We start from the raw sequence: 25,192 nt of genomic DNA on the forward strand, positions 1-25,192 counted from the left end.
CATGCAGGCTCCTGCGTACCCGCATTCTCGGCGGAGTCATCAACCAGTACCAGTACGTGGCTTGAGCTGCAGCGATGACTTTTCGAGCCCCACACGATCCGCTGCATGGCGTGGATTGTGCATGCCTGCCCGCCAGGAGCGTCCCGGCGGACGGCTCCCGGGACCATCACGCCCGGGCCCGGCGGCCGTGAGGATCAGCCGGTGGGCACGGGGGAGAAGCGGCCCACTGCGGCGAGGTCGGCGCTGATCCGCGCGGCGGTCTCCAGTAGATGGGGGAGGAGCGTCGCCAGGCTCTCCTCGCCGGTGGCGCGGCCGGCGTGGAGTGCCACGTTGACCGCGGCCACCACCTGGCCGCCGCCGTTCGTGACCGGCGCCGCGATCGAACGCAGCCCCTCCTCCAATTCCTGTTCCACCCACGCATAGCCGAGCCGGGCGGTGGCCGCCACTGCCTTGGCGAGGGCCTCGGGCGTGGCCACCGTGCGAGGCGTCAGTGCTTCAGGCGTCACCCGGGCCAGCCGCGCCTCGCGCTGGTCGTCGGGGAGGGCCGCGAGCAGCACCCGGCCCATCGAGGTGGCGTACGCGGGCAGCCGGGTGCCCACCGTGATGTCGATGTGCATGATCCGGGTGCTCGCGACCCGGGCGACGTAGCGGATCTCGTCGTCGTCGAGCACGGCCAGGGAGGCGGACTCGTGGACCCGGTCGACCAGTTCGGCGAGGTGCGGGGTGGCGATCCCGGCTAGCGTCAGGCCTGAAAGCCGGGCATAACCGAGCTCCAGGACCCGCGGCAGCGCCCGGAAACCGTCCGCGTCCTCCTGTACGTACCCGAGGTGGCGCAGCGTGATGAGCGACCGGCGGGCGGTGGCGCGGGGGAGCCCCGTGAGGCGGGCGAGGTCGGCCAGGCGGGCCGGGCCGTCGAGCGAGCCGAAGGCACACAGCACGTCGAGACCCCGGGCGAGCGACTGGAGGAAGCCGGCACCGAGTTCCTCCTTGAGCGCGCTGCCCGAGTGGGGCGGGCGGACCGCCGTGGCGGTGGCCGGTGTCCCGTTGGCCGACGGGGTGCGCAGGGCAGCCTCCATGGTGGCGACGGCCGCGCGAAGCGGAGGCAGGACCCGCGCCGTCAGGGACTCGGCGCTGTGCCGGCTGGTGTGGCTGACCACGCTGACGGCGCAGACCACCGCGCCCGCCGGGTCGCGGACCGGCAGCGAGACGGCGATCAGACCGGGCTCGATCAGCCGGCTGTCGACAGCGAATCCGTCCTCACGTGCCTGCCGAACCCGCGCGACGAAGTCCGCCTCGACCTTCTCGGACGCGGGCTCCGCGCCAGCCGGCCGGGGCGGCAGGGCCGGGAAGTCGGTGTCCAGCGGGTCGTGCAGGCGGCGAGCCCGCCACCGCTCCCGCTGTACGTCGTCCCAGTCGGCGGCGAACAGGGCGCCGGGCGCGCAGCGTTCGGCGGGCAGAAGATCGCCGACCCGGAACGAGATCGCCATGGCCCGGCGGCGGGCCGCCTGGGCGATGAAGCGGACCCCGTCGCCGTCGGGAACGGCCACCGACACGGACTCGTCCAGCTCGTCGGCGAGGGCCTCGGCGCGCGGGCCGAGGGCTTCGAGGAACGCGCAAACGGCCAGATAGGCGTTGCCCAGCTCCGCCGAGCGCGGGGCCAGCAGCAGATCGCGGTCCTCGGTCCGCAGGAACCCGAGGCGGACGAGCGTGGTGGCGACCCGGTCGACCGTCGATCGGGCGAGCCCGGTGGTGCGGACGAGATCTCCGGGGCGGTGGCGCGTCCCTGGTCCCGTGGCCACGGCGCGGAGTACGGCCAGTCCGCGTTCCAGCGGTCCGACCAGCTCGTCGGGCGCCGTCGTGACCGCGGGTGCCGTCGCCGCCTCGGGCGCCGTCGTCACCTCGGTGAGCTGGGACATCGTCTGGCCTCCTCGGAGCGTCGCGGGCCGATCACCGTGCGGAAACCGTACCCGCTGCCGTTGACACGGCCCGAAGTGTGGGCGGACACTCAGCCCGCCACCAATGATGAACGAAAGTTCATCAGGCGAACGCCTTTACGGTGAGCTCCGAGTGAAAAGAGTCGTTATATGGACAAAGTCATAGCGACGGCTGCCGAAGCGGTGGCGGACATCGGAGACGGCACCTCGCTCGCCGTCGGAGGTTTCGGGCTGAGCGGGGTACCGGACGTCCTGATCCGCGCCCTGCATGCCCACGGCTCCGGCCGGTTGAGTGTCGTCTCCAACAACTGCGGCGTCGACGGTGGCGGCCTGGGTCTCCTGCTCACGGCCGGCCGGATCAGCCGTGTCACCGGCTCCTACATCGGTGACAACAAGGAGTTCGCCCGCCGCTACCTCGGCGGCGAGCTCGAGCTGGAACTCACCCCGCAGGGCACCCTCGCGGAGCGCCTGCGGGCCGGCGGCTGCGGCATCCCGGCCTTTTTCACCCCGGCGGGCGTCGGCACCCAGGCCGCCGAGGGCGGACTGCCCTGGCGGTACGCGCCGGACGGCGGCGTGGCGGTCGCCTCCCCACTCAAGGAGACACGCGAGTACGACGGCAGGGCGTACGTCCTCGAACACGGCATCACCACCGACTTCGCCCTGGTGCGCGCCGCCCGGGGCGACCGTCACGGCAACCTCGTCTTCGCCCGCGCGGCCCGCAACTTCAACCCGCTCGCCGCCATGGCGGGCCGGATCACCGTTGCCGAGGTCGAGGAGCTGGTAGAACCCGGCGAGCTGGATCCCGATCAGGTCCACCTCCCCGGCGTATTCGTACAGCGGGTGCTGGCACTGACCCCCGAACAGGCGGCCGACAAGGGCATCGAGCGAAGGACGGTACGCACCCGATGAGCTGGACCAGGGACGAGATGGCGGCCCGCGCCGCCCGGGAACTCACCGACGGCTCGTACGTCAACCTCGGGATCGGACTGCCCACCCGCGTGCCGAGCTTCCTCCCCGAGGACATCGACGTCGTCCTCCACTCGGAGAACGGACTCCTCGGCGTCGGCCCGTACCCGTACGAGGACGAGGTCGACCCCGACCTGATCAACGCGGGCAAGGAGACGGTGACCGTCGTACCGGGCGCCGCCTTCTTCGACTCCGCGCTCTCCTTCGGCATGATCCGCGGCGGTCACATCGACACCGCGATCCTGGGCGCCATGCAGGTCTCCGCCCGCGGTGACCTTGCCAACTGGGCAATCCCCGGCAGGATGGTCAAGGGTATGGGCGGGGCGATGGACCTCGTCCATGGCGCCCGCCGGGTGATCGTTCTCATGGAGCACACTGCCAAGGACGGTGCCCCCAAGATCGTCGACAACTGCACGCTGCCGCTCACCGGCCGGGCTTGCGTCCACCGCGTCATCACCGACCTGGCCGTCCTCGACATCACCGACGAGGGACTGCGACTTGTCGAGACCGCCCCGGGCGTGACCGCCGACGAGGTCGCGCGCCGGACGGCCGCGCCCGTGATGCCGAAGGAGGTCCGGTGACCGGAACCCTGGCGCCGCCGATCTCGCCGAGGAACTCACGGTCTTCCCCGACCGCATGTTCGACAACCCGCGGCGTACCCGGGGCCTGATCGCGAGCGAACGCCTCGCCGCGGAACTGGGCGGCCACCCAAGGGCTGTCCCGTACCCCTGCTCGTCGACCACGTCCTGCGGACAGACACCTCGTCCTCCGCCGCACGGAAGGCCACCCATGCCCCCCTCGCTCCACCACCGGATCGACGGCCCCGCCGACGCACCGGTCCTCATCCTCGGCCCCTCCCTGGGGACCTCGCTCGCCGTCTGGGACGCCCAGACCCCCGCCCTGGCCCGCCGTCACCGGGTGATCCGCTGGGACCTGCCGGGCCACGGCGGCAGCCCCGCCGGCGCTCTGCGCGACACCGGGCCCGGTTCCACCGTCGTCGCCGACCTCGCGGCCGTGGTCCTGGACCTCGCCGACCAGCTGGGCGTGACCCGCTTCGCCTACGCGGGCCTCTCCCTCGGCGGCGCGGTCGGCGCCCACCTCGCCGTACATCACCCCCAGCGGATCACCGGCCTTGCCCTGGTCTGCTCCTCCGCCCGCTTCGGCGAACCCGCTGCTTGGCGCGAACGGGCCGCACTCGTCCGCGCGGAGGGCACCGAAGCCCTGGCGGCCGGCGCTCCCGGACGCTGGTTCACCGCCGGATTCACCCGTACCCAGGTGGCCGAACGGCTTGTCGACGACCTGCGCGCCACCGCCCCCGAGGGGTATGCGGCCTGCTGCGACGCCCTCGCCGCCTACGACCTGCGGCCCGATCTGCACCGGATCACCGTGCCGACGCTCGTCGTCGCCGGCCGGGACGACCCCGCCACCCCGCCCGGACACGCCCGGGAACTTGCCGATGGCATCCCTGGAGCGACCCTCCTGGAACTCCCCGAAGCCTCGCACTTGGCGCCCGCCGAACGCCCACAGGCCGTCCTCGGCGCCCTCCTCGGCCACTTCGAGGCCCCCGCCGACGACGGCAGCAGGCACACCGAGGGGATGGCGGTCCGCCGAGCGGTCCTCGGCGACGCGCACGTCGACCGGGCCGTCGCCCGCACCACCGAGTTCACCGCCGACTTCCAGGACTACATCACCCGCTGTGCCTGGGGTGAGATCTGGACCCGTCCTGGTCTCGACCGCCGCACCCGCAGCTGCCTCACGCTGACCGCCCTGATCGCTCACGGGCATCAGGAGGAACTCGCCCTGCACGTACGAGGGGCGCTGCGCAACGGGCTCACCCCGGAGGACATCAAGGAGGTCCTGCTGCACTCCGCCGTCTACTGCGGTGTGCCGGCAGCCAACTCCGCCTTCGCCACGGCCCAGCGCGTCCTCGCCGAGGACGGCGTCCCGTTCCCCTTCTGATACAGCCGCGCCCAGCAGTCTTCTTACCTCTCTGGAGCCCTCATGCCCCGTACCGCCGTAGGAATCATCGGCGCCGGCCCCGCCGGACTCCTGCTCTCCCACCTGCTCCACCGGCAGGGCATCGACAACGTCGTCCTCGAACTGCGCAGCCGCGACTACGTCGAACGCCGCCAGCGCGCCGGTATCCTCGAACAGGACACCGTCGACGTGCTGCGCGACTCCGGGGCCGGCGAGCGGATGGACCGCCAGGGCCTGGAGCACCACGGCATCGAACTGCGCTTCGACCGGCGCTCCCACCGCATCGACTTCCCGTCCCTCACCGGTGGCCGGTCGGTCATGGTCTACGCGCAGACCGAAGTGGTCAAGGACCTCATCGACCGGCGCCAACAGGACGGCGGAACCGTCCTGTTCGAGGCGGAAGCGCTGTCCGTCGACGGCATCGAGACCGACCACCCGAGCATCCGCTACCGCCACGAAGGCGCCGAGCACACCCTGGACTGCGAAATCGTCGTCGCCTGCGACGGCTTCCACGGCATCGGCCGCCGCTCCGTGCCGGACGGCCTGCTCACGGTGACGGAACGGACGTACCCCTTCTCCTGGCTCGGCATCCTCGCCGACGTCCCGCCCTCGTGCGAGGAACTCATCTACGCCCACCACGAGCGCGGCTTCGCCCTGCACAGCATGCGCTCGCCCGAGGTCAGCCGGCTCTACCTCCAGGTCGACCCGGACGACAGCACCGACAACTGGCCGGACGAGCGCATCTGGGACGAGCTGGAGACCCGCTTCGCTGTGGACGGTGACTGGACGCTGCGGCCGGGACCGATCACCGAGAAGAGCATCACCCCGATGCGCAGCTTCGTCGCCGAGCCCATGCACCACGGGCGCCTCTTCCTGGCCGGCGACGCGGCCCACATCGTGCCGCCCACCGGGGCCAAGGGCCTCAACCTCGCCGTCGCCGACGTCACCCTGCTCGCCCAGGCACTCACCCGCTACCACACCCACCAGGACGAGTCACTGCTCGACGCCTATTCGGAGACCGCGCTGCGCCGCGTCTGGCGGGCCGAGCACTTCTCGTACACGATGACGACCCTGCTGCACGGCGACCCCGCCGACTCCGACTTCGACCGCGCACTGCGCCTCTCGCACCTGCGCTACGTTGCCCGCTCCGAGGCCGCTTCGGCCTCCCTCGCGGAGAACTACGTCGGCTTCAAGGAGAACTGACACCACGACAGCACACGAAAGGGGGCGGCTGCTCGAAGCAGCCGCCCCCTCCCGTATGGGTGGTTCTCGTGCAGGAGGGTGGTGCGACGCCCTCGCCCTGCTCACGCATCCGCTCGACGACGGCGCGCACACGTGAAGGTGCCGCGTGGATGCACCTCGACGACGGTGTCGAAGTCGTTGTCACCCATCTTCCACAGGCCTTGTCCCGCAGCACGCCGGCGTTGGCGACCATGACGTCGACGCGGCCGAAGGTGTCGACCTTACGGCCCCGCCTATGCCCGGCGGCGCCCGTGGAGGCGGTGTTCGGGAGCCCTTATGTCAACACCATTGACCTTATGGTCTCCCGGGCGGTCTCATGGCGGTACTGCGGAGACCCGTACCTCCGTGATCCGAAGGAGCCCCACCCCATGGACCACCTCACCTCGCTCCGGGACGCCTCGCCGACCCCGTTCTGGCTCGACGACCCCGACCGGCCGCAGGCCGCCCCCGCACTCGTCGGCGGCACCACCTGCGACCTGCTCGTGGTCGGCGGCGGATACACCGGACTGTGGACCGCCCTCGTCGCCAAGGAGCGCGATCCCTCCATGGACGTGGTGCTCATCGAAGCGGACGAGGCCGGCGGCGCCGCCTCCGGCCGCAACGGCGGATTTTGCGAGTCCAGCCTCACCCACGGCCTGGACAACGGACTCCAGCGCTGGCCCGAGGAGATCGGCCTCCTGGAACGACTCGGCCGCGAAAACCTCCAGGCCATCGAGGACACTGTGGAGCGCCACGGCATCGACTGCTCCTGGGAGCGCACCGGCTCCCTGGCGGTGGCCACCGAGCCGTACCAGGTCGAGGGGCTGAAGGAGGAGGCCGAGGCCCTCGCCCGGTTCGGTGGCAAGCCGCTGCTGCTCGACGCCGAGGCGGTCCGTGCCGAGATCGACTCCCCGACGTTCCTCGGCGGTCTGTGGAACAAGGACGACGTGGCCATGGTCAACCCGGCCCGGCTCGCCTGGGGGCTCAAGCGCGCCTGCCTCGACCTCGGCGTCCGCTTCTACGAGCACACGCCCGCCACTTCGCTCGCCGAGCACGGCAGCGTGATCGCGGTCCGTACCCCCTACGGGCGGATCACCGCCCGGCGTGCCGCCCTGGCCACCAACGCCTATCCCTCCCTGCTGCGCCGCCACCGCCCGTACACCGTCCCCGTGTACGACTACGCGCTCATGACCGAGCCGCTGACCGAGCAGCAGCTCGCCTCGGTCGGCTGGCGGAACCGGCAGGGCTTCGCCGACTGTGCCAACCAGTTCCACTACGTCAGGCTTTCCGCGGACAACCGCATCCTGTGGGGCGGCTACGACGCCGTCTACCACCGCGACGGCAAGGTCCGCGCCGAACACGACCAGCGGCCCGAGACCTTCGCCACCCTCGCCCGGCACTTCTTCACGACCTTCCCGCAGTTGGAAGGCATCCGGTTCACCCACGCCTGGGGCGGTGCCATCGACACCTCCACCCGTTTCTGCGTGTTCTTCGACACGAGTCATCACGGGAAGGTCGCCTACGCGGCCGGATTCACCGGCCTCGGCGTCGGCGCCACGCGCTTCGGTGCCGAGGCCATGCTCGACCTCCTGGCGGGCGAACGCACCGAGCGGACCCAACTGGAGCTCGTCCGCCGTAAACCCCTCCCGTTCCCGCCCGACCCGTTCCGCTCTGCCGGGATCGGCATCACCAAGTGGTCGATGGCGCGCGCCGACCGCAACGAGGGCCGGCGCAACCTCTGGCTCAGGACGCTCGACCGCTTTGGCCTCGGCTTCGACAGCTGACGACGGGCAGCCCGAGTGACGAGATCACGCGGGTGACGGGGAACTCCCCGGGCATGACCGCCGGTTCTGCCCCGGAGCGTCGCCGCCGCCACGACATGGCCGGGTAACGAGCGGGGTCTCCTCGGCGTGCTGGAGATCCAGTAGTCGGTGGGGTCGTCGGCCCGTTCGGGCCGTTCGACCGGCGGTGTCACGTCGGGCAGGAGGCCGTGCTCGGTGGTGGCGGCGGTCTGGGCCAGGCGTCGAGCCCAGACCGCCGCCGGCCACAGGCTTCGGGTGGGCGTCCGTGAGCGCGGCCACCGGCCTGTGCGTGCCGACGATGCATGCGTGGTGGCGGTGGGTGTCACATTCGTGGATCCGCCGGTGTCTTCATGTCAACCAGGCCGACAGGCCGACGGATAAGGAGAACACCATGACACTGCGTATCCCGAAGGCGGAGCTCCCCACCGAGATGAGGGATAACATGATCAAGCACCTCGGTGCCGTGCCCGAGCCCGACGAAGTGCTGTGGAACAACCCCAAGCTCGCTGAGGCCAACAAGGAGTTCGCGGCCAAGGTGGGCCAGTGGGACGCGGCCGACGCGAGCCTCAAGACGTTCGCGCACATGGCCGTCGCAGCGCAGGTCGGCTGCAGCTGGTGCCTCGACGTCAACTACTTCGTGGCGCTGAACCAGAACCTGGACCTGGCCAAGGCGAGCCAGGTGCCGCGCTGGCGGCAGTCGGAGATGTTCACTCCGCTGGAGCGCGACGTGCTGGAGTACGCCGAGGCCATGACGAACACGCCGCCGACCGTCACCGACGAGCTGTCGAAGCGTCTGCTCGACCGGCTCGGCCCGGCGGCGCTGGTCGAACTCACCACGGTCATCGGCTTCGCCAACATGGCGACCAGGTGCAATACGGCGCACGGGATCACGTCGCAGGGCTACTCCGATGCCTGCGAGATTCCGCTGGCCGGGCGTCCTGAGACGTCCGGCGTGGCGTCGACGGCATGACCGAGGACCCGTTCGTCGTCCATCGCAGTCTGCTGTTCACGGTCGCCTACGAGATGCTCGGCTCGGCGGCCGACGCGGAGGACGTGCTGCAGGATTCCTGGCTGCGATGGGCCGACGTCGACCGTTCGCAGGTGCGTGACCCGCGGGCCTATCTCGTCCGAATCGTCACACGGCAGGCGCTCAACCGTCTGCGGACGTTGTCGCGCAGCCGCGAGGAGTACGTGGGCGAGTGGCTGCCGGAGCCGCTGCTGACCAGTCCTGACGTCGCCGAGGACGTCGAACTCGCGGAGAGCGTCTCGATTGCGATGCTGACCGTGCTGGAGACGCTCGGGCCGGCGGAGCGGGCAGTGTTTGTGCTCCGCGAGGTCTTCGAGATGCCGTACGGCGAGATCGCCGAGGCCGTCGGGAAGTCTGCGGCCGCGGTGCGGCAGATCGCGCGGCGGGCGCGCGAGCACGTGGCGGCCCGGCGGCCGCGGGTGCAGGTGAGCCGGTCGGAGCAGCAGGCCGTGGTGGAGCGGTTCCTGACCGCGCTGCGCACCGGGCGGGTGCAGGAACTGCTGGACGTCATGGCGCCGGACGTGGTCCTGATCGCCGACGGTGGCGGGCTTGCGGCCGCGGCTCCGGCTCCGATCCACGGGGCCGAACTTGTGGCGAAGTTGCTCGCTCGCCCGAACCGGGTGGTATCGGCCGTGTGGCTCAACGGTGCGCCTGCGGGCCGGATCGAGATCGACGGCCGACTGGCAGCGGTGAGCCTCGTGGTGGAACACGGGAAAATCACCCGGATCCATGCGATGGCGAACCCACGGAAGCTGACGCGGCTGGATGAACCGGCCGAACTCGCCAGGTAAGCCCGCTGCCGCGCTGGCGCCATGAGTGTTCCAGGCGGTGTGGACCGCCTGGAACACTCACGGCCGCGCAGCGGCCGGACGCCGAGGTGCAGGGCGAACTCGTACGGGCGCGGTCAGGGCCTGCCGGTGTCTGCGAGGATCAGCTCGCCCACTGACTCGGTGAGCACTGACCGCGCCTGTTCGTCGAGACCGTCGTCCGAGACGAAGTAGTCGATCTCGGCCAGGGCGGCGAACCGGCTGAGGCCCACGACGCCCCACTTACTGTGATCCGCGACCGCGGCGACCCGCCTGGCGGAGGAGATCAAGACCTGGTTGGTCTGTGCCTCGGCGAGGTTCGGAGTCGTCAGGCCCGCATGCTCGGACACGCCGTGGGCCCCGATGACCAGCAGATCCACATGCAAGGAGCGGATGGCCTGGTCGGCCAGCGGGCCGACCAGGGCGGCCGACCTGGTGGGGGCGCCGCCCGTCAGCAGCAGCGTCGGAGCAGTGGCGCCCTGTTCCCGGCCTGCGGCCCGCAGGAGATCGGCGACGGGCAGTGAGTTGGTCACCACCGTGAGACTGGGGACGTGCAGGAGTCGCTCCGCCACGGCGTAGGTCGTCGTCCCCGCGGAGATCGCGACCACGCTTCCCGGTTCCACGAGGGCGGCCGCGGCCGTGGCGACGGCTGCTTTGGCCGTCGATTCGAGGGTGAATTTGGCCTCGAACCCCGGCTCGTCGGCGGTGGTTCCGGATGTCGCCACGGCGCCGCCGTACACCTTCTCCACGGAACCGGCGCGGGCCAGGGCGTCCAGGTCACGGCGGATGGTCATGTCCGAGACCTCGAGTTGGTCGACGAGGTCGGCCACACGCACGGCTCCGACGCGGCGCACGATGTCGAGAATCAGTGCCCTTCGCTGGGGTGCGAGCAGTCCTGCGTCCGTCACGAGCCCATCCTTGATCGTCTGTGTGCCGACTCCACCATGAACGTCACGGTTGACACACGGAAAGCATCACAATTCAACAAATCCAGATTACTGCAAGGCCGGGCAGCGTGACCCTCGCCGTCCGGTGCGGACCTCGTCAGCCGATCCGGCCGGCACCCACCGCGGGCTCAGCCGGCTGTGTGCGCGGACGAGTGGCAACCACGGCATCGCCCCTGCCGGACGTTACGGCCCATCTGCGCAGGTGTGCGCGATTCTGTTACTAACCGTTGACATTTGTTTATTCAGACTTCATATTTGGCGTGTTCGGGCAACTTCCTGCCCATGCGCCTCGTGGGGATGCGGCGTGGTTCTCCCGGCAGTTCGGGTTCCCTCCAGGCCTTCAGAGCGCCGTAGGCCCTCAGGCGCCCGAATCCCGAAGGAGTCAGCTGGGACGGCTCCAGCGCCAGCGGCACCCCGGTGCAGCGGCAGCTCGGCGATGCCCCCTTGCCGTAGAGGTCACTGTTGGCCCACGCGCGATGCCGGTGTCCTTCCTGCTAACGGCCGGGCTGCGACGACTGCCCGCCCTTCGCCGGGTGTGGTGTGCACAGCCGCGCGGGCGAGCTCGTCCTCGAGGTCGTCGAGGGCGCGGCGGGCAGTGGCGATGCGCTCTCGCAGCAGATTCGAGTCCTCCGGTCCCTGCTGCGTCGGTGGCCCTTCCGTCTCCATGTCCCGTGCCTCGTCGAGGGAAGTGATGACCACGCCGATGAGGACGTTGACCAGGACGAAGGAGGCGAGTAGGACGTAGGACGCGTAGTAGACGATGCTCCAACGGGAGATCTCCAGGCCCGTGCGGACGGCGTCGCCGATGCCGTCCAGGGTCATCAGGAGGAAGAGGGTGAGGACGGCGCGGCCGACTGAGCCGAAGTGCTCGGGGTCGTGGTGCGAGAAGAAGACCCAGCCCACCATCGCGTAGACGTACAGCAGCAGCGCGCCCACGACCAGGAAGCTGAGTGTGCCGGGAAGGCTGCGGGCGACCGCGATCAGGAAGACGCGCAGCTGCGGCAGGAAGCGGGCTGAACGCAGAACACGGGCCAGCCGCAACAGCCTCAGCACGGTGGTGTTCTCCCGTACGACGGGCAGGAACGCGCTGAGGACGACGACGAGATCGAAGAGGTTCCACGGATCGCGGAAGAAGGAGCGCGGCCTGTCGGCGTGGGCGGCCAGGCGCAGCACAATCTCCACCGTGAAGGCGGCGACGCAGGCGTGCTCGGCAAGACGCAGCCACCGGTGCCAGTCGTCCACCAGTCCGCTGTAGGTCTCCAGGCCGAGCAGCGCGGCGTTGGTGAGGATCAGGGTGAACACGGTGATGGCGAACCAGCGCGCTTCCGTGAGGGCGCGGCACTGGCGTGCCAGGTATGCCCGGGCTGGGGTCACTCGGGCCGTGGGGCCGCCGTCCGTCATCCTGCTCTGTTCCTCCGTGCAGCACACTGTTACCGGCCAACCGGGCTGGAAGGCGGGCTTGTTGAGCGATCATGCTCCAGGAGAGACTTCTACAGCAATGTAGAGAGAGATGCGCAGCCGGTACGCCGTTCCGGTCGCCATCCGGCACTTCGCCCGCGACGACCCGCCGATCCGCACCTGGAGCGAGGACCCGCTCAGGGCCGTGGTCGGTCACGCGTTCGCGTCGCCCTGGGCCGGCCGAACCCTTGACCGGCCGAATGCCGCCATCTGTTTCTCCTCGTAGGAGAGAAGCCCAAGGCTTCGGTGGAAGGCGGCGTTCTTCTTGCCCTTGGGTGTCGACTCGTGGTCCGTGGGCAGCAGGAAGAAGCGGCAGTGCGCGTACGTTCCGCAGCGTCCGCAGGCCTCGCCCGTGAACACGGCTCACCGGGCAACACCCGGTTTCCGCCACCTTTGCATCCTCTATTGATCTTGTCGGATGCGCAACATCCGATCCTCGGGAGCCGGCATGAGCCCGGCCTCACCGATGGAGGGGACAGCCCTCGGTCAACAGATCGCCGTATCGCGTCGAGCCGCCAGCGGCACGAGACGCCACGCGTCAACCCGACACGTCGCCACGTCTGATTGCGTTGCGCTGAGTCCTCTATATGACGTTTGGGTCATTGTGCCGTTCCTTCTGTCCAGCGCCAATAGAGCTCGGGCTCCGGCTGTTTGTTGCAGCTGGCGAGACCGAGTCGGGGGTGCTGCGCCGTCGTTGAATCCCAGTGAGAGGGGAGTGAGCGGTCGTCCTGGTAGAGGCACATACCCTTCTCTCCCGCGATTCGCCATGCCGTGCGCTTCCAGGTGGCACTTTTCCAGGGCTGGGGAGTCCATTTCTGTTCTGGGTGCGATGCGTCACACGGCGCCAGGCCGGCACTGCTGGTGAGTTCGGTGAGGCAATATCCTCTGTAAAATCCTGTTCTGATCGTTCCGTCGTCCCTGATTTCCCATTTCTGCGCGCCGGTTCCATTGCAGCTGTTGATCCGGACTGCGTCGTACTTCGGTTGCGTGTTCACCGCTTCGAGGCACTGCTCCGGATCCCTGCTGCTGAACTCGGTAGTTCTTCCAATGTCTCCAATGATTTCTCCGAGGCGCGGGTTCCGATGCTCTTGCTGGTACTGACGATGAATCCAGTCCGAATCGTCGAGTGGGAGCGGCCCCGTGTAGGTGTCGGCCAGGGCACAACTCTTCTTGGAATGGCAATTGGCATGCGCGATGTAGCGTCTGACAGCCGCTTCCTTTTCGGCCACTTGCTCAGGGGGCAGATTGGGTTCAAGTGACGACATGGTGTACCCAAGATAGGATTCGACCGGGATTCCGGAGAGGTATCCGACTTTTCTGAAGTATCTGGCTCCGATGCCGTGATCGCTGTGGTCGACCTTGCCGCGGAGACCGAAGGCGAAGGAAGCGTTGTCGTAGTCCAGGGTGAGAATACGTTGCGCTCTTTCCTGCCGGGCGAGGTCGGACAGGGTTCGCAGGAGCTGGTCCTCGGTGTAGCTTTCCATGCTTTGAAACAGCTGAATCTGTTTACGGGTTGCCAGGAAAAGTTTGAGCATGCTCTCACTTTCCTGTCCGTGGGGAAGGCCGTCGTGCAGTCCCAGGAAGACCAGTTTGACGGGTGATTGCGAGCTGCTTTCGAGGGTGAAGGATCTGATGCTGCGGCCGTTGACCCGTGTGCTGTCCTCGGTCCAGCGATCTGGGGCCCCGGCAAGCTCCGCATAGGCCGCGCGCACCCCGTTCTCTCTTCTCGCGACGTAGTCCCGGGCTGCCTGTGAGCTCTTCCCGTCGTCGCCCGCGGTGAGATAAACGGTGGTGACCGCGCATCCGGCACGGATGGTCTTCCTGATCTCCGGGTCGACAAAGTAGAGGTCGTCGTCGGGATGTGCGACACCGATCATGGTGCGCCGGCATCCGTGAGGTTCTTGTGCCGCCTTCGACGTCTGGTGCGACGTGGGGCCTGCGACCCTGTTTGCGAGAGGGGAATCACTTGAGGTGCACGACGATCCCAGCATTGCGAAAATCGCCAGCGCCGTAGCGGGAATCAGCCGGTGCGCCGAGCCAGTTCTGTTGCTGTCCTTCGTGCACTCCACTCGACCATTCCGTCCTTCTCGTCCTTTTGGCTCGCATCACGTCCATGCACGGGGGGTGGTCCGGGGAAAATCGTGATCGCGAGTGTGACACCTCTGCGAGGCTTGGACTTCGCCGAAGCGCACATCTCATAGGGGTACCGGTAGTTGGACTGCGCAAAACGGCCGACTCACCGGAACGGCCGAACATCCAGTCAGTGAAGTGGATCTGCGCCGCGAATCTGCCCGACTGAACAGACCCCCAGTGCACGTGAAGTAACGAGCCGTCCGCCGAAGGCCATACCCGTGACTCCTCCCCCACCTGCAGGTGGGGGCTTCTCGCTATCCCGGTCGGGCTTCGCGACGGACCAGCCCGGCCCGTAGAACGTTCAGGGCGCCCACCGTGTCCGCGTGTGCCTGGTGGCCGCACGAGACGCAGTGGAACTTCTCCTGGGTGGGCCGGTTCTCCTTGGCGGTGTGCCCGCATACGGGGCACCGTCGGGAGGTGTTGCGGGGGTCCACGGCCATCACTTCCCGTCCGGCGCATTCTGCCTTGGCGGTGAGGATCGTCAGGAACACCCCCCATCCGGCATCAGCGATCGAACGGTTCAGCCCGGCCTTGGCGGCGGCCCCGTTGGGCAGGAAACTGCCCGGCGTGGCGGGGTCCGGCTTCGGGGCCGGGGCCTTGCTCATGTTGCGGATCCTTAAGGCTTCGTGCGCGATGAAATCGTGGTCACGCACCAGGTTCAACGCGGTCTTGTGCGCGTGGTCCAGGCGCTGACGGCGGACCTTGCGGTGCAACCGCGCCACCGCCTCCACGGCCTTACGACGGCGCCTGCTGCCCCGCCTGCACCGGGCGAGGGCCTGCTGCGCGGCGTCGAGCCTGGCGGCGGCCTTCGCCCCGTGACGGGGGTTGGGCACGAACTCGCCGCCCGAGTCGGCCAGGAAGTTCGTTATCCCCATGTCGATGCCGACCACGGAACCGGTCGCCGGCAGCGGCTCAGGCGCGGTCTGCTCGGCGGTGAGGATGACGTACCAGCGCCGCCCTTCACGCTTGACGCTGATCGTCTTGACCTTGCCGGCCACCGGCCGGTGCTGGTGCACCTTGACGTGCCCGACGCCCTGGAGGCGGACGCGGGTGACGGGATCGTGCGGGGTGGCATCCCAGCGGCAGCCGTCGCCGTCCTTCGGGAAGTCCACGGTGTCGAACCGCTTGCCCGAACGAAAACGCGGATACCCCGGCGTCTGTGCGGCCTTGACCCGCCGGAAGAACGCGGCGAACGCCTTGTCCAGCCGTCGCAACGTCGCCTGCTGCGAGGAGAACGACCAACGGCCCTGACGTTCCGGGTCGAACGCCCGGATGTCCTTGAGCTGGGCGGACTGCTGCCCGTACCGAACCGTCGTCCTCGAGCCGTGCCGATAGGCATCGCGGCGTTCTTGCAACGCTCCGTTGTAGAGCGAGCAGTGGTCACGCAGCATCTCGGCGAGCGCGCCCTGCTGGCCCACGGTGGGCCGCATCAGGAACTTGTACGCACGAATCATCCGGCCCACCCCCTCCCTGGCCCGCTGCGGAGATCATAATCCACTTGGCATATGTCACGACACTGGGAACAAAACTCCGATATTCACACAAGAGGACACGTCACTCAACCACCTTCATGCCCACTTGGTGTTCGTCACCAAGTACCGGCGCGGTGTGTTCGATGACGACATGCTGAAGCGGTGCGAAGAGATCATGCGGGAGGTCTGCGGCACGTTCGAGGCGCAGCTGCGGGAGTTCAACGGTGAAGCCGACCACGTGCACCTGCCGGTGCACTATCCGCCGAAGGTCGCCCTGTCGAAGCTGATCAACAGCCTCAAGGGCGTCAGCTCCAGGTACCTGCGAGCGGAGTACACCGGGCGAATCAACCGGAACGGCATGGGACCGGTGTTCTGGTCCCGCTCCTACTTCGCGGGATCCTGCGGCGGGGCACCGCTGACCGTGATCCGCCAGTACATCGAAGAACAGAAACGACCTGCCTGACCATCCCCCAGGCGCAGCGAACTTTGGCGCTTCGCGCCTCCGGACCAAGGATGCGTTTCCCTCCCCGGCTGAAGCCGGGGATACCCACGCAAGATCAGGGATGGCGATGGCCCACTGGATACCGTCGACGTGATGGTGCTTGTCGAGCGTGTCCAGACAGGCAAGGTCCTGCTGCCTGTGGTCCAGGCGGTGCCAGGAAAGCCGGTTCTCCGCACTGGCCCGGTGATGGACATGCGGGGCGCGGGCTCATTGGCCACAGGAGTGTTTCGGGCTGCCGTACCTCGCAGGAGCCATGTCGGTCCTGCCCGGCTGTCCTGCCGTCAACAACACTGGGTGTTGTGGCGGATACGCGCGGAAGTCGAGGTGTCGGGTCGGCCGGACCGCCGGGCCCCGGCGCCCAGGTGCCGGGGCTCACCGGGGAGCAGTTGCGTGTGCTGCGCCGGGTGGGGCGTGAGTGGGGGCGGGTGTCGGCCGCCCCTGAAGTCTGGCGCCGTGCTTTGCCCGTGGATCCGGATCTCGGGAGGTTTCCGCCTCCGGTGGAGATCCGCCCTGCGCGGTTCGGTCGTCTGGTGGCGGTCTCGCCGCTCGGGTCCCGTTCTGCGGGCGAGCAGGTCGACACGGGAGACCTGCCCTCAGGTTGGCTGGAAGGTGCGTGGCCACGGGCCAGGCGGCTGGTGCTGGGAGCAGCGCTGAAGAGCTCTGCCGTGGTGAATGAGCGAATGCGCAAGCTCGTGGCGCTTCCCGTGTTGTCCGCCGACGCCCTCTCGTCCGTCGCATACGGACCCGAGGCGATGCTCGCAGTCCTCGCACTGGCTGGCGCCGCAGGGCTCGCTTACTCGTTCCCCGTCGCCGGCGCGATCGTCTTTCTGATGCTCGCGGTCGGCCTCTCGTACCGGCAGACGATCCGGGCCTATCCGCACGGTGGCGGTTCGTACATCGTCGCCGGCGACAACCTGGGCCGGATGCCTGGCCTTGTCGCCGCGGCTGGGTTGATGACCGATTACATTCTCACGGTTGCGGTGTCGATCGCCTCGGGGGTGGCGGCCATCACCTCGGCGATTCCATCGCTCACCACCGAAACCGTCCCCATGGGTGTCGGCGTGATCGTGCTGATGCTCGCGGGAAACCTGCGAGGCATCCGGCAGGCAGGAGCCTTGTTCGCCGCTCCGACCTACGCGTTCATCGCCGCGATGTTCGCGCTCGTCGCAGCCGGACTCGTCGATGCGGCCGGCCAGGGCTTTCAGCCGCGTCCCACACCGAATGTGCCCGTCACCGAAACGCTCGGCCTGCTCCTGATCATGCGTGCCTTCTCCTCGGGGGCCACGGCGATGACCGGGATCGAGGCGATCTCCAATGCCGTGCCGGCGTTCAGATCCGTCGAGTGGCGCAATGCCCGCACGACCTTGACCTGGATGGTCGGCCTGCTCATTGCGATGTTCGCGGGAATCGTCGTCCTCATCTACTGCACCGGGGTGGTGCCGAGCGCCCGCGAGACCGTGCTTTCCCAGCTCGCACGTCTGACCTTCGGCTCGGGGTGGATGTACGTCTTCATTCAGGCTGCCACGGCCGCGGTACTGCTCCTCGCGGCGAACACCGCATACAACGACTTCCCTCGGGTGCTGTCCCTTCTGGCACGCGACGACTACGCACCACGCACCTTCATGCGACTGGGCGACCGTCTGGCCTACAGCAACGGCATCGTCCTGCTGTCCGTCACCGCCGCCCTCGTCTTCGTCGCTTTCAATGGCCGGACCGCCTCGCTCATTCCGCTCTATGCTGTCGGTGTCTTTCTCGCCTTCACCCTGTCGCAGGCCGGAATGGTCGTCCATTGGTGGCGACGGCGAAGTCGCCACTGGCGCAAGAGTCTGGTCTTCAATGCCATGGGCGCGCTGCTGTCGGCGGTTGTTTTCATTACTGCGGGCATCAGTAAATTCACCGAAGGTGCCTGGGTGGCCGTCGTCGCGGTCGCGCTGTTCCTCCTGGTGACCACGCGGATCCGGCGGCACTACGAAACCGCCCGTGCCGCCCTTCAACTGCATCCGCACGCCATCGAGCTGCCCGCCCACGCTCTTGCGGGGCCGGTTTCGCAAGGGAAGCCCCTGGTTCAGCACGAACACGGCATTCGTCCTGGCGAGATGAACCGGGAGAGCGAAGAACTCCCCGAAGAGGTCCGTCACCTGTGCGTCGTCGCCATCGCGACGCTGGATCTCGCAAGCATGCGCGCACTTGCGTACGCCGCCTCACTCCAGCAGCCAGTTCTCGCCCTGCACATCAGCGTCGCCGAGGACGAAGCACGGCGCTTCCGCGACTACTGGTCACTGTGGGGCGACCATCTCCCGCTGGAGGTGATTGTTTCTCCTTACCGCGCGGTCGTCGCACCCCTGGTCCGCTACCTTGAGGCACTCCACCGGCAGCATCCAGAACTCACCCTTACGGTGATCGTCCCAGAGATCATCACCTCGCGGCGGCGACACCAACTCCTGCACAGTCGCACGGCCACCCGCCTGCGCCGTGCTCTGCGTCCACTGCCCAAGATCGTCATTACCTCGGTCCCGTTCCATCTGCCGTCGGACTGACCGCCGGTCGATCAGTGCGTGAGGTCGTTGTGCGCCGCCCGTGCCGGTGCTCAGGGGAGTCCTGTCGCCGGGACCACGCGTTCCAGGTGGTAGTAGTGGGCCACGCATGACGCCGGCCACGGCTTGCGCCCGCCGTCACGGAACGGCTCTGTCATTTTGCTGATGGGCAGCCGTGTGTAGGGGAGTACCTTCGCGCCGGATGCGGACTGGCTGCGCAACCAGTGATCCTGGTGGTCCCACTTCCGAGCGCGTACCGCCATGCCGGCGTCGAGATGCACGAGAGAGACGGCAAGCGCGAGGCAGACCAAGGCGTACACGGTTGCGGCCGCGGCCTTCGGCGGCCCGGTGCGGCGCCCGCGCTCTCTCCACGCGCGGCCGAGGAGTGCGCCCACGAGGACGAGCAGCAGGATATAGAGCAGCACGTAGTCGTTCCAGAGTCGCGTGGACGTCGCGACGCTCGGCCCGAAGGCCGGGTAGGCGATGACCGTGCACAGATAGCCGGAGACAAGGAGGGCGCACACGCCGGTCCGGGCGAGCAGCGTCCCGTATCTCATCGAGGGAAGGCGGCCTTCGTGCGGCCGGGCCAGCAGGCTCAGGAGGAGGCCGGCCACGAAGGCCCCCAGGTACTGCCATGTCGTGAGAAGGATGGCTGCGATGTGCGCGAAACCGCGCAGCGAACCGAGGAGCGATTCGGGAGTGAGTATCGACGCGGCATTGTGGCTTTCACGCCGATGCCGTGAGCCCGGAGAACCGAGGAGGATCAGGCTTCCGATGACGATTCCGGTGATCCCTGCGACGCACCAGCCGCGGATGAAGGTACGTCGCTCCTGCGGGAAGACCCGGCCGCTGATCAGCAGCAAGCAACTCAGTACGACCACACCGACGACACAGGTCTCCTCCGACAGCGTGCCCATGAGGAGCCCTGCCACGAAGACAGTGAGCAGGGCGAAACCTCTGCCCCGTCGTGATGTGGCCCGCAGGAGGGGAAGGGCCGCAGCGCAGGCGAACACGGGCGGCAAGGTGTGCGAGACGGACGCGGCCGGCCAGTAGAACGTCTTGTAGGTGTTTGGGGACCCGAACAGGAAAATCGCCGTCACCATCGATGCCAGCAGGAGGGGAACGCCCCGTGGCACCGTCATACCTGCCCTGGGCAGAGCGCCGGCGACAGCGGCCCAGAGGAGCCCGAGCATCAGCGCACCGCTGATCAGGCCGAACCATTGATGCCCGGCGACACCGAACCGGGCATAGCACCAGACCAGCACAGCGTTCATGACGCGCCCGTTGTCCAAGTAGTAGAACTTCCCGACGATCGCGGACAGCCCCCCGTCACGCACGACGGGCAGAAAGCACCAGTCATCACCGGATGGACGCACCCACCGGCCGAACCAGGCCGCGGCCGCCAGCAGGGTGACGGGGAGAATCGCGAGCGAATCGACCCACAAAGTTGTCCACCTTCGAGCTGACCCGCGCTCCGGAACACCGTCCCTCCGTCGCTCCTGAACGGATTCACCTGGGGGACGTTCCACGACCGGTATTCCTTTCGCTCGGGTCCGACACCGCGCCGCGGCCCTCGCGTCCGGGCCCGCCCACAGACCGGCGCGGGCGGGACCAGTCCGCTCCGGCGTGTCAGCCCTCGGGGTGGCGCACCCGGGAGGAAACGCCGGTCCCCACAGCTCACGCCCTCTCGCTGTCCGGCCGGGCACGACCGTTCACCGGCAGCGGTCAGGGCAAACAGGGCCGGACAGCTCCGAACCGCCCCGGAAGATGGCTGAGTGCCACACAGTTCAGCAGAACATGAGCGCACGTGCCGTTGATCAGAGCCGAGTTTGCACAACTCTTTGTTCGAAGAACACTGCAACGCAGCAGGGAGGAATCAGGAGCCGACCGGTCAGGCGCATCACCAAGGACCGTTCGGCCAGCGACGAGACGGATGCTTCACCCATTCGGTGCCATCCCTTGGCGTGATTCGGCCGGAAGGCATCGCGGAGAACCATGCGGCCTGCACAATTCGTTTGATGATGCCTAAGGGCTGTCCCGTGATCCCTGGCGGGCGTACGACGACAGCTGCGGCACCTCGCTGCGTTGTCGGAACGCCCGAATACGCTCAGTATGAGGATGCCCCTCCGCCTTGCGATGCACCGCATCTGACGCCGCGCGCTGATCCACCAGGGATGACGGGACAGCCCGTAGGGTCGACACGCATCAAGAGGACACAGACGCATGCTTCCGAGATGCCGTGACCACACCTGCCAGGGATCCGAATGACAGAGTGCCAGGTTTCGATCGTAGTTCCCTGTTTCAATGAGGACGAGGTGATCGAACGATTTCATCGAACACTGGTTGTTGTCCTCGAAACGACTCGACGGAGCTTCGAAGTCTGTTACGTCGATGACGGCAGCCGGGACGCGACCAGGGAGCAGCTGCGCGCTCTTGCTGCCGAGGATCCGCGGGTTCGCTACACCTCCTTCAGCCGGAATTTCGGCAAGGAGGCTGCGATGCTTGCGGGATTGCGTATGTCCCGGGGGGACGCCGTGATTCTCATGGACGCCGACCTGCAGCATCCGCCCTCACTCGTTCCCCGGATACTGGAGCTGCGACAGCACGGCTACGACCAGGTCGTCGCGCGTCGGGACCGTTCGGGGGACGGAGTGCTGCGCAGCGTCGTCAGCACGGCCTACTACCGGGCGATGGGGCATTGGATGGATGTCGACATTACCGACGGAGAGGGAGACTTCCGGCTGCTGTCCCGTCCTGCCGTCGAAGCGGTGCTCGCCCTGCCCGAAGCCAACCGGTTCTCCAAGGGAATCTTTTCCTGGATCGGCTTCGACACCGTCAGCTTCACCTACCACAACGTCAGCCGCGCCGCCGGTACCTCGAAATGGGGCGGAAGACGCCTGCTCAACTACGGCATCGACGGACTGATCTCCTTCAACAGCCGACCGTTGCGTCTGGCCGTCTACATCGGTCTCACGCTTTTCTCCGCAGCGTTGGCGTACGCACTATGGATCGTCATCGGCGTCGCCCTGCACGGTGTGCGCGTCCCCGGGTTCGCCACCCTGCTGACCGCTGTCGTGGCACTCGGCGGGGTCCAGCTGGCCACGCTCGGCATTATCGGTGAATACGTCGGGCGAATCTACCGCGAAACGAAGCATCGGCCGCTCTACGTGGTGCGCGAGACGGAGGTAAGCGTGCGGCAGGAGCGCCACACCATTGCGGACCGTCATCCGTCCGAAATGGTGTCAGCGACGGATGCGGGAGCCTCCGCGATCGGATCGCCCAAAGGGCGCACCGTGCGCCAGTTCTTCATCTTCGCGTCGATCGGAATCGTCAATACGGCGGTCTATCTGGCGGTGTACGCCTCCCTGAACCGATGGATCCCCTATCTGATCGCCCACGTCATCGGTTTCGCGGTCAGTATCGTGGGGTCGTTCTTCCTCAATACGTACATCACCTGTCGTACGAAACCGACATGGCACGGATTCTTCCGGTATCCCGTCTCGAGCCTCGTCAACCTCGTACTCACCGGCGTTCTCCTCTTTGCCGGCGTACATACCTTGGGCATGGGTAAAAACGTCGCCGCCGTGGCGGCGGGACTCCTTGCCACACCGCTCTCGTTCCTGCTCGCCCGATGGGCCATCAACTCCGGCACCGCCCTCGCCCAGCAACGGGCCCGCTGATCGGGAACCCGCGCCGGCCGGACCCGAGCGGCGCCTCCATCATGAAGGGCACCAGGACACATGTCGGCAGACCAATCGAAGGCCTCTGACCTCTCCCACCCGGAAGACGGATCCGGTACGGGGAGCAACAAGTGGCTCGCGTCACGGTGGGCGACCGTCTGGACCACCGTTCTCGTGCTGCTGCCACTCGGCCTTCTGAGCGCGGCGGTCTGGATCGGCCGCCTGGTCCGCCCGGGAGCGGACGACTGGTGCTTCCTTCCGGTAGTCCGGGACGACGGCGCATCAGGTCTGATCGACAAGTTCTACTTCCAGGACAACGGACGTGTCGCCAACGCACTGCTCGTCGTCGCCTACGCCGCGTTCGGGGTCCCGGGCCACAGGTGGTTCGCACTGATCACCGGCATTCTCATCCTGGGCGTTCTCTGGGCAGTGACCGCCTCAGCGCTCCGCAGCATCGGGATGCGTGCGCCCCGCGCGATCGCACCGCTGGTGGCTGCGATGATGACCGCCGTCTTCCTTCTCGCCACGCAGAACACCTACAAGACGTTCTACTGGCCGGCTTCCTCGGTCTCGCACACCCTCGCGCCCGTTCTGGCCGCCGCCTCCGTCATTCCGCTGCTACGCGCGCGCACCCGGAACGGCCGCGTCTTCGCGCTCGGCATCGCGCTCGTGGCCGGAGTCTTCATCGGCACACTGTCGGAGGAGACGGCGGTCGTGATGTTCGTCGTCCTCGTCTTTGCACTGCTGACAAGCTACTGGGCCTTGCCGGGCCCCGGTCGGACGCTGGCCCGCTGGTGGTGCGCGACTGCCTTCGTCGGTACCGCGATCGGAACCGTCATCCTCTACACGTCGCCGGGCGCGCGCACCCGGCGCGAGCGGTTCGGCGCCAACGCCACGTCAATGTTCAGCCCCGACAAGCTCATGACATGTCTGCGCGCGTTCGTGGACATCCTGGGGACGATCCTTTCGACGTGGCAATACGCGGGGGCCTTCGCAGCCGGCCTCCTCCTGGGACTGCTGGTGCGCGGAGACGGCCCGCGGACGCACGGGCTCCTATGGCGTCGGCCTCTCATTCCGGTCCTGGTCGGGGTAATCGCGTTCCTGCTCTCCGGATATCTCTGCACTGTCGTCGCCCATCCGGCATTCGGTGCGAGCGTGGTCACCGCCTCCCGTACGTGGAACGACTATCTGCTGCTCTACGTCATGCTTCTGGTCGCCGTCGGCGCCTTGCTGGGCCGCGTTCTGCGCGCACGGCAGTGGTTGCCGGGCCTCGCGATGGGGGCCGCGGCAGCGGTCTGCGTCCTGGCCTGCGTCGGACTTGCCGTTCCTCTGGCCCACCTGGAGCGGAAGATGGAGGTACGGGCCCTGCACTGGGACCGCCAGGACCGGTGGCTGCGCGCCCACGCGGCACACGGCGACCAGGTGCTGCCCTACACACCGGTCTCGGTGAGCGGGCTGGGCGAACCGTTCGGTCAGCATGGTCAGAGGCCGTGGCCTGCTAAGTGCGTTGCCCAGTGGTACCACCTCAAGCGCATCACCTACTCGCCCCGGTTTCCCTGAACGTAGCCCGGCCATCCGACGACACCGATGGGCTGAGCGCTGTCCCGTAGGTGACCGTTCCGCGCAAGCCGGACATGGTGACATCCCGGCTGAGCGTGGCGATTCTCCGGGGGCCCGGGCGCGGTCGGGCGTGGAGAAATTTAATTCCGCAGCGTAGTGATGAGGGAATCGGTGATCGATAATGGTGAAACCATTCGAATGAATTCGGAAGAGAAAGTACTTGCTGAGTGGCTGCGGCTGGTTCTGCGTACTCGGAATGAGGTCCGGGAAATCTCCTTGATCCGGTGAAATGGGATGAGGGTTCCTGTCGGAATTTCTTCGCCGATTGTGAGTCAATCGTGTACCGCTGCTTCAAGGCGTTGAAGGGCGTTGCCCCAACGGGAGTCGTCACGTTTAGCTGATGGGCCGATGGATTTGTTTCGGAGTAGCGTTGACAGCGGCGTAGCGACGTGTCGTTTTCGCTGATTCCCTGGCGTGTGCTTGGCGTAGTCGGCAAAGGTGACCGTCGCCCGGAGTGACGAGGTGTACGTGTATGGAGTCGGATCGTGCAGATCGGATGGTGTCGAGACTTCGCGCTCGCGGTGTCATGGCGCATGTGGTCGAGGCGGGTGTGTACGAGTTCGGTATCAGGGTCGTGCTCGACGAAGATCTTGAAGCTCTGTGGGACCTTGACGGAGCTGCCGGGCTTGACGCGGAGATCGTCAGCGAAGGCGTGCTCGTCGGCTTCATCCCACATGTTCCCGGTTCGGAGAATTTCACCGAAGACCAGCTCGTCAACAGCATTGCAGCGACGGATTACACCGTAGGCAGCCTCAGTGTCCCGACGGATCACCCCGTTACGGAATCCCGGGAATCCGGCGAGGTTCAATCGAATTCGGTTGCGCGTCGCCAACGCCGGGCCCACTGGATTCGGCGTGGCGAGAAGTGAGAAATGGCCCCAGAGATCGACGAAGCCAGGTCGGGGACAGACTGGTCACGGACCGGAGAGTTCTGGAACCCGCCGCTCGCCGTGAGAGCGTCCCAGGGCCTCGTCGGTGCGGTGTTGCCCAGGCGTAACTGTCCTCATCGCCATAGCTCCTGGTGACTCCTCCCCCTCGTAAACGAGGGGGCTTCTCGCTATGCCGGTTGGGCTTCGCGACGGACCAGCCCGGCCCGTAGGACGTTCAGGGCGCC

At 67.6% G+C, this 25,192-nt stretch carries 19 protein-coding genes and 1 pseudogene; 12 read left to right on the top strand and 8 right to left on the bottom strand.

Annotated elements, in window-relative coordinates; genetic code table 11:
- Positions 1–194: 194 nt before the first annotated feature.
- Positions 195–1,916, bottom strand: a complete 1,722-nt coding sequence (locus ACNPQM_RS38785; RefSeq protein WP_418087651.1) for an IclR family transcriptional regulator domain-containing protein — start codon at positions 1,914–1,916, stop codon at positions 195–197.
- Positions 1,917–2,084: 168 nt separating this feature from the next.
- On the opposite strand from ACNPQM_RS38785, the gene ACNPQM_RS38790 reads away from it, so the two are divergent.
- The 4 genes from ACNPQM_RS38790 to ACNPQM_RS38805 all read left to right on the top strand — a co-directional run bounded on the left by ACNPQM_RS38790 (position 2,085) and on the right by ACNPQM_RS38805 (position 6,080).
- Entirely contained in the window at positions 2,085–2,843 is a 759-nt protein-coding gene (locus ACNPQM_RS38790; protein ID WP_418087652.1) for a CoA transferase subunit A, read from the top strand.
- Entirely contained in the window at positions 2,840–3,481 is a 642-nt protein-coding gene (locus tag ACNPQM_RS38795; RefSeq protein WP_418087653.1) for a CoA transferase subunit B, read from the top strand. Before ACNPQM_RS38790 ends, ACNPQM_RS38795 begins: the two co-directional genes overlap by 4 nt.
- Positions 3,482–3,689: 208 nt before the next feature.
- Positions 3,690–4,859 (top strand): 3-oxoadipate enol-lactonase, encoded by a 1,170-nt coding sequence (gene pcaD, locus ACNPQM_RS38800; protein WP_418087654.1) that lies wholly within the window; start codon positions 3,690–3,692, stop codon positions 4,857–4,859.
- A 42-nt stretch (positions 4,860–4,901) separates the two neighbouring features.
- Entirely contained in the window at positions 4,902–6,080 is a 1,179-nt protein-coding gene (locus tag ACNPQM_RS38805; RefSeq protein ID WP_358861473.1) for a 4-hydroxybenzoate 3-monooxygenase, read from the top strand.
- 88 nt (positions 6,081–6,168) lie between these two features.
- Here the strand turns inward: ACNPQM_RS38805 and ACNPQM_RS38810 are convergent.
- Positions 6,169–6,339: pseudogene (locus ACNPQM_RS38810) on the bottom strand (SDR family NAD(P)-dependent oxidoreductase); the annotation flags it as partial.
- A 148-nt stretch (positions 6,340–6,487) separates the two neighbouring features.
- Here ACNPQM_RS38810 and ACNPQM_RS38815 point away from each other — a divergent pair.
- The 3 genes from ACNPQM_RS38815 to ACNPQM_RS38825 all read left to right on the top strand — a co-directional run bounded on the left by ACNPQM_RS38815 (position 6,488) and on the right by ACNPQM_RS38825 (position 9,718).
- Positions 6,488–7,882 carry an NAD(P)/FAD-dependent oxidoreductase gene (locus tag ACNPQM_RS38815; protein ID WP_358861474.1) on the top strand — a complete coding sequence of 465 codons (1,395 nt, stop codon included), beginning with the start codon at positions 6,488–6,490 and terminating at the stop codon, positions 7,880–7,882.
- Positions 7,883–8,291: 409 nt separating this feature from the next.
- A complete protein-coding gene (locus tag ACNPQM_RS38820; protein WP_418087655.1) occupies positions 8,292–8,870 on the top strand; it encodes a carboxymuconolactone decarboxylase family protein in 579 nt (192 codons plus the stop codon).
- Complete coding sequence (locus tag ACNPQM_RS38825; RefSeq protein WP_418087656.1) at positions 8,867–9,718, top strand: RNA polymerase sigma-70 factor; 852 nt, start codon at positions 8,867–8,869, stop codon at positions 9,716–9,718. The genes ACNPQM_RS38820 and ACNPQM_RS38825 overlap by 4 nt, the downstream gene beginning before the upstream one ends.
- A gap of 113 nt (positions 9,719–9,831) precedes the next feature.
- Here ACNPQM_RS38825 and ACNPQM_RS38830 read toward each other — a convergent pair whose 3' ends face one another.
- The 5 genes from ACNPQM_RS38830 to ACNPQM_RS38850 form a co-directional block, all read right to left on the bottom strand.
- Positions 9,832–10,641, bottom strand: a complete 810-nt coding sequence (locus ACNPQM_RS38830) for a DeoR/GlpR family DNA-binding transcription regulator (RefSeq protein ID WP_418087657.1) — start codon at positions 10,639–10,641, stop codon at positions 9,832–9,834.
- A gap of 495 nt (positions 10,642–11,136) precedes the next feature.
- The gene (locus tag ACNPQM_RS38835) at positions 11,137–12,081 is read right to left on the bottom strand and encodes an ion transporter (RefSeq protein WP_418087658.1); all 945 of its coding nucleotides are present in this window, start codon (positions 12,079–12,081) and stop codon (positions 11,137–11,139) included.
- A 210-nt stretch (positions 12,082–12,291) separates the two neighbouring features.
- Positions 12,292–12,498, bottom strand: coding sequence for a hypothetical protein (locus ACNPQM_RS38840; protein ID WP_418087659.1), 207 nt, complete (start codon positions 12,496–12,498; stop codon positions 12,292–12,294).
- A 239-nt stretch (positions 12,499–12,737) separates the two neighbouring features.
- Positions 12,738–14,015, bottom strand: coding sequence for a PIG-L family deacetylase (locus ACNPQM_RS38845; RefSeq protein ID WP_418087660.1), 1,278 nt, complete (start codon positions 14,013–14,015; stop codon positions 12,738–12,740).
- A 510-nt stretch (positions 14,016–14,525) separates the two neighbouring features.
- Positions 14,526–15,725, bottom strand: coding sequence for an RNA-guided endonuclease InsQ/TnpB family protein (locus ACNPQM_RS38850; RefSeq protein WP_418087661.1), 1,200 nt, complete (start codon positions 15,723–15,725; stop codon positions 14,526–14,528).
- 79 nt (positions 15,726–15,804) lie between these two features.
- Between ACNPQM_RS38850 and tnpA the strand changes: the two genes are divergently transcribed.
- Entirely contained in the window at positions 15,805–16,206 is a 402-nt protein-coding gene (tnpA, locus tag ACNPQM_RS38855) for an IS200/IS605 family transposase (RefSeq protein WP_418087666.1), read from the top strand.
- A gap of 719 nt (positions 16,207–16,925) precedes the next feature.
- Entirely contained in the window at positions 16,926–18,782 is a 1,857-nt protein-coding gene (locus ACNPQM_RS38860; protein ID WP_418087667.1) for an APC family permease, read from the top strand.
- A gap of 50 nt (positions 18,783–18,832) precedes the next feature.
- On the opposite strand, the gene ACNPQM_RS38865 is transcribed toward ACNPQM_RS38860, so the two are convergent.
- The gene (locus ACNPQM_RS38865; protein ID WP_418087662.1) at positions 18,833–20,224 is read right to left on the bottom strand and encodes a DUF6056 family protein; all 1,392 of its coding nucleotides are present in this window, start codon (positions 20,222–20,224) and stop codon (positions 18,833–18,835) included.
- A gap of 819 nt (positions 20,225–21,043) precedes the next feature.
- On the opposite strand from ACNPQM_RS38865, the gene ACNPQM_RS38870 reads away from it, so the two are divergent.
- The 3 genes from ACNPQM_RS38870 to ACNPQM_RS38880 all read left to right on the top strand — a co-directional run bounded on the left by ACNPQM_RS38870 (position 21,044) and on the right by ACNPQM_RS38880 (position 24,947).
- On the top strand, positions 21,044–22,459 hold the full coding sequence (locus tag ACNPQM_RS38870; RefSeq protein WP_418087663.1) for a glycosyltransferase: 1,416 nt from the start codon (positions 21,044–21,046) through the stop codon (positions 22,457–22,459).
- Positions 22,460–22,519: 60 nt separating this feature from the next.
- Entirely contained in the window at positions 22,520–24,019 is a 1,500-nt protein-coding gene (locus ACNPQM_RS38875) for a DUF6056 family protein (RefSeq protein WP_418087664.1), read from the top strand.
- 532 nt (positions 24,020–24,551) lie between these two features.
- On the top strand, positions 24,552–24,947 hold the full coding sequence (locus tag ACNPQM_RS38880; RefSeq protein WP_418087665.1) for a hypothetical protein: 396 nt from the start codon (positions 24,552–24,554) through the stop codon (positions 24,945–24,947).
- The last annotated feature ends 245 nt before the right edge of the window (positions 24,948–25,192 follow it).

The sequence above is a fragment of the Streptomyces sp. NPDC056231 genome, from assembly GCF_048270745.1.
Classification (GTDB): Bacteria; Actinomycetota; Actinomycetes; order Streptomycetales; family Streptomycetaceae; genus Streptomyces.

What these genes read in the sequence shown, in the direction of transcription:
- ACNPQM_RS38795 (WP_418087653.1), top strand. Translation starts at nt 2,840, where the DNA reads ATGAGCTGGACCAGGGACGAGATGGCGGCCCGCGCCGCCCGGGAACTC.
- ACNPQM_RS38860 (WP_418087667.1), top strand. Translation starts at nt 16,926, where the DNA reads ATGCGCAAGCTCGTGGCGCTTCCCGTGTTGTCCGCCGACGCCCTCTCG.
- ACNPQM_RS38880 (WP_418087665.1), top strand. Translation starts at nt 24,552, where the DNA reads ATGGAGTCGGATCGTGCAGATCGGATGGTGTCGAGACTTCGCGCTCGC.
- ACNPQM_RS38820 (WP_418087655.1), top strand. Translation starts at nt 8,292, where the DNA reads ATGACACTGCGTATCCCGAAGGCGGAGCTCCCCACCGAGATGAGGGAT.
- ACNPQM_RS38870 (WP_418087663.1), top strand. Translation starts at nt 21,044, where the DNA reads ATGACAGAGTGCCAGGTTTCGATCGTAGTTCCCTGTTTCAATGAGGAC.
- ACNPQM_RS38825 (WP_418087656.1), top strand. Translation starts at nt 8,867, where the DNA reads ATGACCGAGGACCCGTTCGTCGTCCATCGCAGTCTGCTGTTCACGGTC.
- ACNPQM_RS38790 (WP_418087652.1), top strand. Translation starts at nt 2,085, where the DNA reads ATGGACAAAGTCATAGCGACGGCTGCCGAAGCGGTGGCGGACATCGGA.
- ACNPQM_RS38805 (WP_358861473.1), top strand. Translation starts at nt 4,902, where the DNA reads ATGCCCCGTACCGCCGTAGGAATCATCGGCGCCGGCCCCGCCGGACTC.
- ACNPQM_RS38845 (WP_418087660.1), bottom strand. Translation starts at nt 14,015, where the DNA reads ATGATCGGTGTCGCACATCCCGACGACGACCTCTACTTTGTCGACCCG.
- pcaD (WP_418087654.1), top strand. Translation starts at nt 3,690, where the DNA reads ATGCCCCCCTCGCTCCACCACCGGATCGACGGCCCCGCCGACGCACCG.
- ACNPQM_RS38835 (WP_418087658.1), bottom strand. Translation starts at nt 12,081, where the DNA reads ATGACGGACGGCGGCCCCACGGCCCGAGTGACCCCAGCCCGGGCATAC.
- ACNPQM_RS38850 (WP_418087661.1), bottom strand. Translation starts at nt 15,725, where the DNA reads ATGATTCGTGCGTACAAGTTCCTGATGCGGCCCACCGTGGGCCAGCAG.
- ACNPQM_RS38815 (WP_358861474.1), top strand. Translation starts at nt 6,488, where the DNA reads ATGGACCACCTCACCTCGCTCCGGGACGCCTCGCCGACCCCGTTCTGG.
- ACNPQM_RS38875 (WP_418087664.1), top strand. Translation starts at nt 22,520, where the DNA reads ATGTCGGCAGACCAATCGAAGGCCTCTGACCTCTCCCACCCGGAAGAC.
- ACNPQM_RS38785 (WP_418087651.1), bottom strand. Translation starts at nt 1,916, where the DNA reads ATGTCCCAGCTCACCGAGGTGACGACGGCGCCCGAGGCGGCGACGGCA.